Consider the following 7,966-nt stretch of genomic DNA (forward strand, 5'->3'; position numbering starts at 1 on the left):
GCTGCGATACGGCGTTGCAATTCACGTAGGGGGCGATTCATGAATCGCCCCTGCTAGGCCAGCGGTAGCGCCTTATCGGAATTCAAAATATTGTTCGGATCAAACTGTGTCTTGATGCGGCGCATTAAATCCAGTGTTGTGGTATCAATCTCACGGCCGACGAAATCACGTTTTTCGAGGCCAACGCCATGTTCGCCGGAGATGGTACCGTTCAGTTTCAGAGTAAGATCAAAAACATCGCTCAGGCAATGTTCAGCATTGTGCATCTGCACTGGGTCGTCAGGATCGATCAATAGATTTACATGAATATTGCCGTTACCGGCGTGACCGAAATTGACGATAGGAATGCTGTACTGCTGTGACAGTTGTTCAAGACCGCGAATCAGAGCCGGCATTTCCGAAACTGGAACCACGATGTCTTCATTGATTTTCTTCGGCGAGATGTTGCGCAGTGCAGGCGATAATGCCTTGCGCGTTTCCCACAGGCTGGCGACATCTTCTTTGGTGCGTGCAACATACAAGTCGAGCAGACCATCGTTACGTGCCGCCTGCGCAACACGATCAGCAGCGGCATCCAGCCCTTCCGCCAGACCGTCAACTTCAATCATCAACATGGCGCCAGCGCCGGTAGGCAGATTGGCGCGCGAATAACTGCGGATCATGTCGATGGCGCGGCCATCAATAAATTCCAGGGCACAGGGAATCACCGGTTGCGCCATAATGCTGGAAACGGCGGCTGCGGCATCGGCCATATCTTTATAGACTGCCTGCAATGTGCGTTTGGCTTCGGGTAGCGGTGTGAGTTTCAATGTCGCCTCGGTAACAATCGCCAGCGTGCCCTCAGAGCCAATGATTAAGCGCGTTAAATCGTAACCAACGACACCTTTGGTCGTGTAAACGCCGGTACGAATTTCTTTGCCATCGCCAGTAACGGCGTGCAAACCAAGTACGTTATCACGCGTGGTGCCGTATTTAACGGCGCGTGGACCGGCAGAGTTGTAGGCGATATTGCCGCCGACGGTACAAAAGGCAGCGCTGGTCGGGTCGGGTCCCCAGAAAAAACCAGCCTTGGCGGCGGCATCTTGCACCGCCTGATTAGTGACGCCTGGTTCAACAATCATCACCCGATTGCCGGGATCGAGTTTGATGATCCGCTCCATGCGTTCCAGCGATAGCACAATGCCACCTTGGGTCGGCACCGTAGCGCCAGTGGTGCCGGTGCCGCGGCCGCGAGCGGTGAGCGGAATGCGATGTTGATTGCAAAATCCGACAACAGCAACGACTTCAGCATGTTCTCGCGTAAAAACCACGGCTTGAGGCAGCGCATGGCGGCGACTATTGTCATAGCCGTAAGGCCAGCAATCGGAAGGCTCGTGTAATACATTGTCAGCGCCAACGAGCGTGCGCAGTTGCTGCAACAGGGAATCGCTAAGCGGTATGCCGGTCATTAATTCTGGTACTCGAACAAAGTAATGACTTGCTGTACATCTTCGACCTGGCGCGTGATCTCGACGGCAATGTCCGCTTCGGCATGCGTCACGAGGCCCATCAGAAACACAGATTGATTCTCGGTCACGATCTTGAAGTGTTGTGCGCTAATGTCCTGAGCGGCAAACAATCCGGATTTGATCTTGGTGGTGATCCAGCTGTCTTTGCTGCGAGAAGCAAGGCTGCTGGGGGCTGCGTTCAGAATCTCGTTATGCACTACTTTGACGCCCTCAACCCGGCGCGCAAGATCGACGGCACGAGTCAGTAATTCCTCAGTGGGGGCCTCTCCAGTGAGCAGTACCGTTCGGTTATAACTCACTATGTTAATGTGGGCCTGTGTGTCCAGCGCCGGATCGGAATGAATGGCATTGCTGATTTGCATCTCAATGGACTGATCGTCGATCAAGGCCTGGGCATCACGCCGTTCCGTGGCGCTGCCCATTGTGGCGGCGGCACCGCCTGCGACCAATAACGGCACTGGACAACCCGTCAGGTTGATTGCAAGTGCGGAAAGCAGTGTGAAGCTGATCACAGATCTGATATTGAACATCGTTAGCCCTTTTGTCCGAACAGTTGCATGTCTATCAAATCGCAGAGGCAATGAATCGTCAGCAGATGGACTTCCTGGATGCGCGCAGTCTTGTCGGAAGGGACGCGGATTTCGATATCGCCATCGTGCAGGACGGAGGGAACCTCACCGCCATCACGACCCGTCAGCGCCAACACTGTCATTTGTCGTTCGTGGGCGGCATTGATGGCATTGATGATGCTGGGTGAGCGGCCGCTGGTGGAAATGGCGATCAAGATGTCATTGGCATTGCCCAGGGCGCGGATCTGTTTGGCAAACACGTCTTCGTAGCGATAATCGTTGGCGATCGATGTCAGCGTCGAGGTGTCTGTCGTTAGGGCGATGGCAGGCAGCGGTGGCCGCTCCATTTCGTATCGATTGAGCAGTTCGGAGGAAAAATGTTGCGCATCCGCGGCTGAACCGCCATTGCCGCAGGTCAGTATCTTGTTGCCGTTGATCAGGCGTTGAGTCATGAGCTGCGCGGCAAGGGCAATCACCGGAGACAATATCTCCATCGCTTGCAGCTTGGTGTGGGCGCTTTCCTCAAAGTGTTGATTAATACGTTCAATCAAGTCCATACATGCATATTCCTGAAGGCAGCGGCTTAAAATGCGTTTACTATCCAGTCAATTTGCGGTTGCCCGGTACGCTGGCTGATCGAGATGACATCGAATCGAGCCTGGCGTTTGGCAAGGGCATCATGGTGTTGCAAATAGTGTAGCGCTGTCGCGTTGAGTTTGCATTGTTTGCGGTAATCGATGCTATCGGCGCCGCTGCCATAGTTTGGGTTGCTGCGGTAGCGGACTTCGACAAAGACCACGGTGCCGGCATGATCCATAATCAGATCGATTTCACCCCGAGGGCAACGATAGTTGCGTGTAATCAGTTTCAGGCCCTTGGCCTGTAAGTGGCGGCAGGCCAGATCTTCGGCCTGCGCACCACGCTGTTGCTTAATGGGTGCCTGCATGGTTTTGCGATTTGCTGTTCCCGGATGGGTCGCCCAGCAGGCGCGGCTCTCCCTCTTTGAATCGCGCCCACAACAATTGCCGATGGACACGGTTCTTGTCATCGAGAAACAGATTGCCCGTTTCGCCCTGGATCGGAGATTCGCGATTGCGCTGTAATGCATCAAGCTGCGTCATTAAGGTATAGGCGTCTATGCCCAGCGCATAGAGGCGGCGATAGGCCGGTGCCGTGTCGCTCCAGAGGCGATTGATTTGTTCCCAGTTGGGATCGTGGTCGGCGCTGGGATTCAACACCCAGGGGATATCGGGGAACATGATGCCATCCATGTCGCGGTCTAGGTTGGGATTGGCCTCGCCGCCAAAGACATGGGATGTGGTATAGACCGGCAACGCTCCAGCATATTGGAATTTGAGTTGTGGTCGAATTTGACGTGCCTGGCGCGGAAAGGCGGCGACAAAAATAAAATCGGCATCCTGGCGGGGCGCGGGTTCGAATTTAATGTCGCGGCCGAGCAATTGCTTTAACACCTGAAAGCGTGCCTGGCTGGCATCGACATTTAATAGTGCTGCCACCGGGTCTGCAAAGTCATTGCTATTGGGTGGATAGGTTTGCGCTTCCAGAATTTCGCCGCCCAGCTCGCGCCAGTGAGTGCTGAAGGTTTCATTCAAACGTTGTCCCCACTCACCTTCGGGTGTCAACATCAGTGCTTTACTGTAACCATCGAGCCAGGCGCGTTCGGCAACCTGGCGGGCTTCGTCTTCGGGTGAGAGGCCGAATTGAAATAAATTGTTAATCGAAGCTTCACTTTGTGTGTAATTGAGCGCCAGAGTGGGCACCGGGAAATTATTGCTGCTGCTCAAGTCTTCCAGTAGTGGTTTGCTGAGTGGGCCGACAATGAAATCGGCACCTTCATCCAATGCCCGGCGATACGCAGCACGACCAGTTTGCAGATCATTGCCAGTATCGTAAACACGGATGTCGGGGCGATAATCCGCCTTTTGCCCGGCATAAAAGGCAGCCAGAAAACCATCACGCACTGCAGCGGAGTGAGGTGCAAAATCGCCGCTCAGTGGCAGCAGTAGCGCAATGTGCTGTGCCTTGCCGATGGAGGTCACATTACCTGTGCCTGACTGGAACAAGGTATTAAATTGTGCCGCTGACGCAGGATGGCCGGGATAACGCGCCTGCCAGTCAGCAAGAAAATTTTTGGATGATGTGCCTTGATCGCGCGTCTTGGCGAAATAGGCCAACTCCAGCCAGCCGCTCAATACATCAGGCGGCGTAGTGCGATATGTTTGCAAGGCGGCCGGCGATGCCTGCATCAGGGCCTGCCACAGACGCAGGCGATTTTCCTGTTTGGCATTGTCATCGGCCAGCATCGGTTCCAGTTCGATGCGCGTGCGTGCCGCTTCCACGTAGTTGCCATTGCTTTCGTAGGCATCGGCGCGTACTTGATACACCTCGATTGAGGAAGCAGGCGTTTGTGCAGTGGCGACCTTGGTGACGGGCAACTGTTTCAGCGCCTGTTGCGGTTTGCGCTCCATTAAGGAGATGCGTGCCAGCAACAGATCACGTTGCACCAATTGTTTTTGCGAAAGCTTTTTTGAATTTAGCGTTTTGATGACATCGCGAGCCTCGGAGCCATAGTTGCCGCGCACATAAATGCTTGCGGCCTTGAGCAAGAACGCTTCGCATTGCGGGCTGGCGCTGCGATTGCCCAGGGCGCGGTATTCCCGTGCCGCAATCACCAGATTGCCATTGGCCTCGGCCTCGGCAGCATGAGCGACGGCATCGCGTTGTTTGGGCTCGATCTCAACCCCCAGGTCAGGGAGCGGAGCACTACATCCCGCCAGCAACAGCGGCAGGGTAAAAAGTGAAATCAGGCAGAAGCGTAGAATTGGGGAATGAGTCATCGGATTCAGGGTGTTGGTTGCAAGCAAGTGGCAATAGTTTAGCAGGCTGTTGAAAAAATGATTTAAGTCCCTTCTCCCTCAGGGAGAAGGTTAGGATGAGGGGGCATGATGTAGGGGCGATTCATGAATCGCCCCTACGAACCCCTCACCCCACCCCTCTCCCTGAGGGAGAGGGAGTTTTTCAACAGCCTGTTAGAGGGTCAGAGTATAACATCTGGCATAATGCCATGGCTGAAATACTGGTAAACGAGAGTGTCTGTGAGCAGCGACAAACGCGCAATCTTATATATAGTGGCGACTCCCATTGGCAACTACGCCGATTTTTCGCCGCGCGCCCGCGAGGTGCTGGCCGGCGCGGACGTCATCGCCGCCGAAGATACCCGCCACAGCGCCCGATTATTGCAACACATGGGGATAAGCACGCCCTGCGTCGCCTATCACGAACATAACGAACGCACCATGTGCGACAAACTGGTCGGGCAACTGCTGGCCGGCACCTCCGTCGCCCTGATCAGCGACGCCGGCACCCCGATGATCAGCGACCCCGGTTATCACCTGGTGCGGGCGGCGCAAGAAGCGGGGATTCCGGTCAGCGCCATCCCCGGGCCGAGTGCCCTGGTCACCGCATTATCCGTCTCCGGCCTGCCCAGCGATCGCTTCATTTTCGAAGGATTTTTACCGTCTAAATCCGGCACCCGCCGCAATCGGCTGCAAGAACTCGCCGCCGAAACCCGTACCCTGATTTTCTACGAAAGCCCCCACCGCATTCTCGATAGCCTGACGGACATGGCCACAATCTTCGGCGCCGAGCGCGAAGGCGTCATCGCCCGCGAGCTGACCAAGACGTATGAAACTGTCCGCCGCGCACCATTGGGGGAATTGCAGCAATGGGTGGCGGCTGATCATGAGCAACAGCTGGGTGAAATCGTGGTGCTGATTCATGGTGCCCCCAACCGGCCAGTGCAGGAAATCGATCCGGAATCCGCCCGCATACTGGCCATTCTGAACGCCGAGCTGCCCCTCAAGCAAGCCGCCTCCCTCACCGCCGAGATTACCGGCCTCAAGAAGAATGCTTTATATAAGTATGGGTTGGGAGTGGGTGAAAAGGATGAATAACCAGGACCGGATCGCGGGCATCTCTGTCGCCGCTATGCGTCGGCAGAGCCACGTCTGAGCTTGGTCGTTGGGCAAAACAACGTGTATAGAATCACGTCCGTTAAGTCCTGAAGCTCCAGTCCACTAACCGATCTTGGTTAGCAACGAAGGCTCCTCCCTCATAGAACAGGGCTGCTGCGAAGCGCTTGAGTTGCTCCTGACGCGAGTGACCTAATCGTTCCCACCATGCTTTGGAAAAGTAAGTGTTTTCGCAGTTCAGAAAACAATACTGAACGAAGATATCGCCCTTATGATCGTCCGCCACCTCATCAAAACTGGAAACCACTGATGCAGGCGATTTCTGGTCAGCTGACCAAGTGAATACGATCGCACCGCCGTCGTCAGTAGCCATTATCGAGTGTGATAGCATTTCTGCATCCACGCTTAAATCCCACATATCGATGAGTACCTTGCCGCGAAAGTCAAACTCAGTATGTAAGGCGCCTGAACTTGTGATGCACAAGTCTCCTTTGAAAAAGTAGCACTTACTTAAGAAGCGATCGTATTGTCGTCGTGCAACGACATCCTTAAACTTGTGCCAAAGAACTTCGAGCTCGTCCCTAGATTTTGTTTGTCCGGCAATGTTTTGCGCAACTGACAGTTGCCTGTTAATTTGCTCATCAATATCGCATCCGCGATCGATGACGTTGCGCTGATATTCAAGCGACTCTAACAGGGCGCGTTTCTTATAGAGTTCGTTACACACATTGCGGTATGCCTGAAGAACACATTGCTCGTGAGAACCCGTGAATGGAACTCGCTCAAGAACATCGAAGACTTCGGAATCGTGCTTTGCACAGTATCCCGGAAAGGTCGAAGCCTTTTTCCAGCCAATCTCTTCGACGACGATTCCTTGTCCTGGCGACCCCGTCAGATGGCAAACATGGTTGTCACTACCTGTAATCTTCTGCAGTGGACCCTTTCTCTGGATCGTATGCGCATCGACCACCTTCCCTGCGCAGACAGCTTCAGACGCGTACAGATGCATGCAGCCTCGATTCTTCCAGAAAACACGTTCCTGCTCATCCAGCATCTGTCCGAGAGACAGCGCCCTCTCTTGCTCTCGAAATCGATGGCACTTCTTAAATTTCCGGCCGGATCCGCACCAACAGAGTTCATACGGCTTTCTATGTCGGAGGGCTTCTGCGACGAGCCGGTGTTCATCTCCCGCATCTGTGATCCTGAAAGGCAGTTCGGGTAGCTTTACCACGTCTGACACTCCGCCTGTTGGGGTAATTGATGGAGCTAGGGTGTTCGACGAGTGTACAGTATGCTATGGATTGCAAGAAGGCGGCGTGACTTTCAGCACGGCTTGCACCAACATCATAGCAAGCGTAGCCTGGGTTGAACGTTTTTTGTGAACCCCGGGTTTCGCTTTCACTCAACCCAGGCTACATATTAGCTAGATTACAATCTCCTACTCTTTTCCTCCGGTGAGAAGCCGGAAAGCGCGCGTAAGGTGCGGTGGTGCGGGTATCAATAGGCGAAGCCGTATTGCGCCGGATGGAAAAGGTGATTTGGTGATTGGTGTTGAAAGTGTGATCTCACATGTGGCGCAATGCCCTTTGAGACTGTGAAAGTATCCACTTTTACACCATCGAGCCGGACTATAGTAGGAATTGAATTCCTCTCCAGCTAATCTCGTGCAATAGGTTCTTGCCCACAAAAGTCAACGATGCCGCCATATTTTTTCGTCGGTTAACCGGCTCGCTAAGCATCATAATCATAATCATATTCCCAGTGCCCTGAGGACAATTAACATCGCCCTGCTTGATTGCAATAAACCGTAAATTGCACCACACCTATCAGATTCATCACTCGGGTAAAGTTATAAGCCCAAGCCATAAGACTCCACTCACCCCTCACTTTGTTCAAA

Annotated in this window: 7 protein-coding genes; 1 reads left to right on the plus strand and 6 read right to left on the minus strand. The window is 53.9% G+C overall.

From position 1 onward, the window contains the following. Nucleotides 1-53 precede the first annotated feature (53 nt). From HY272_05305 to HY272_05325, 5 genes are read right to left on the minus strand one after another with little or no spacing between them, the layout of a single operon-like run. The gene (locus HY272_05305; GenBank protein ID MBI3772097.1) at nucleotides 54-1,448 is read right to left on the minus strand and encodes an FAD-binding protein; all 1,395 of its coding nucleotides are present in this window, start codon (nucleotides 1,446-1,448) and stop codon (nucleotides 54-56) included. Next, a complete protein-coding gene (locus HY272_05310) occupies nucleotides 1,448-2,038 on the minus strand; it encodes a BON domain-containing protein (GenBank protein ID MBI3772098.1) in 591 nt (196 codons plus the stop codon). Before HY272_05310 ends, HY272_05305 begins: the two co-directional genes overlap by 1 nt. Nucleotides 2,039-2,040: 2 nt before the next feature. Then, nucleotides 2,041-2,634: a phosphoheptose isomerase gene (locus HY272_05315; GenBank protein MBI3772099.1), complete on the minus strand. Its 594-nt coding sequence runs from the start codon at nucleotides 2,632-2,634 to the stop codon at nucleotides 2,041-2,043. A 26-nt stretch (nucleotides 2,635-2,660) separates the two neighbouring features. Next, nucleotides 2,661-3,023: a YraN family protein gene (locus HY272_05320; protein ID MBI3772100.1), complete on the minus strand. Its 363-nt coding sequence runs from the start codon at nucleotides 3,021-3,023 to the stop codon at nucleotides 2,661-2,663. Beyond that, on the minus strand, nucleotides 3,007-4,935 hold the full coding sequence (locus HY272_05325) for a penicillin-binding protein activator (GenBank protein ID MBI3772101.1): 1,929 nt from the start codon (nucleotides 4,933-4,935) through the stop codon (nucleotides 3,007-3,009). The genes HY272_05320 and HY272_05325 overlap by 17 nt, the downstream gene beginning before the upstream one ends. 252 nt (nucleotides 4,936-5,187) lie before the next feature. Between HY272_05325 and rsmI the strand changes: the two genes are divergently transcribed. Then, complete coding sequence (gene rsmI, locus HY272_05330; protein ID MBI3772102.1) at nucleotides 5,188-6,051, plus strand: 16S rRNA (cytidine(1402)-2'-O)-methyltransferase; 864 nt, start codon at nucleotides 5,188-5,190, stop codon at nucleotides 6,049-6,051. A gap of 100 nt (nucleotides 6,052-6,151) precedes the next feature. Here the strand turns inward: rsmI and HY272_05335 are convergent, their stop codons facing one another. Next, nucleotides 6,152-7,300: an SEC-C domain-containing protein gene (locus HY272_05335; GenBank protein MBI3772103.1), complete on the minus strand. Its 1,149-nt coding sequence runs from the start codon at nucleotides 7,298-7,300 to the stop codon at nucleotides 6,152-6,154. Nucleotides 7,301-7,966 lie beyond the last annotated feature (666 nt).

The sequence above is a fragment of the Gammaproteobacteria bacterium genome (genome assembly GCA_016200485.1).
Classification (GTDB): domain Bacteria; phylum Pseudomonadota; class Gammaproteobacteria; order Tenderiales; family Tenderiaceae; genus JACQEP01.

Bases quoted from the DNA above. Each gene is read 5' to 3' on its own strand.
- HY272_05310 (MBI3772098.1), bottom strand. From the start codon at position 2,038: ATGTTCAATATCAGATCTGTGATCAGCTTCACACTGCTTTCCGCACTT.
- HY272_05320 (MBI3772100.1), bottom strand. From the start codon at position 3,023: ATGCAGGCACCCATTAAGCAACAGCGTGGTGCGCAGGCCGAAGATCTG.
- HY272_05315 (MBI3772099.1), bottom strand. From the start codon at position 2,634: ATGGACTTGATTGAACGTATTAATCAACACTTTGAGGAAAGCGCCCAC.
- HY272_05305 (MBI3772097.1), bottom strand. From the start codon at position 1,448: ATGACCGGCATACCGCTTAGCGATTCCCTGTTGCAGCAACTGCGCACG.
- HY272_05325 (MBI3772101.1), bottom strand. From the start codon at position 4,935: ATGACTCATTCCCCAATTCTACGCTTCTGCCTGATTTCACTTTTTACC.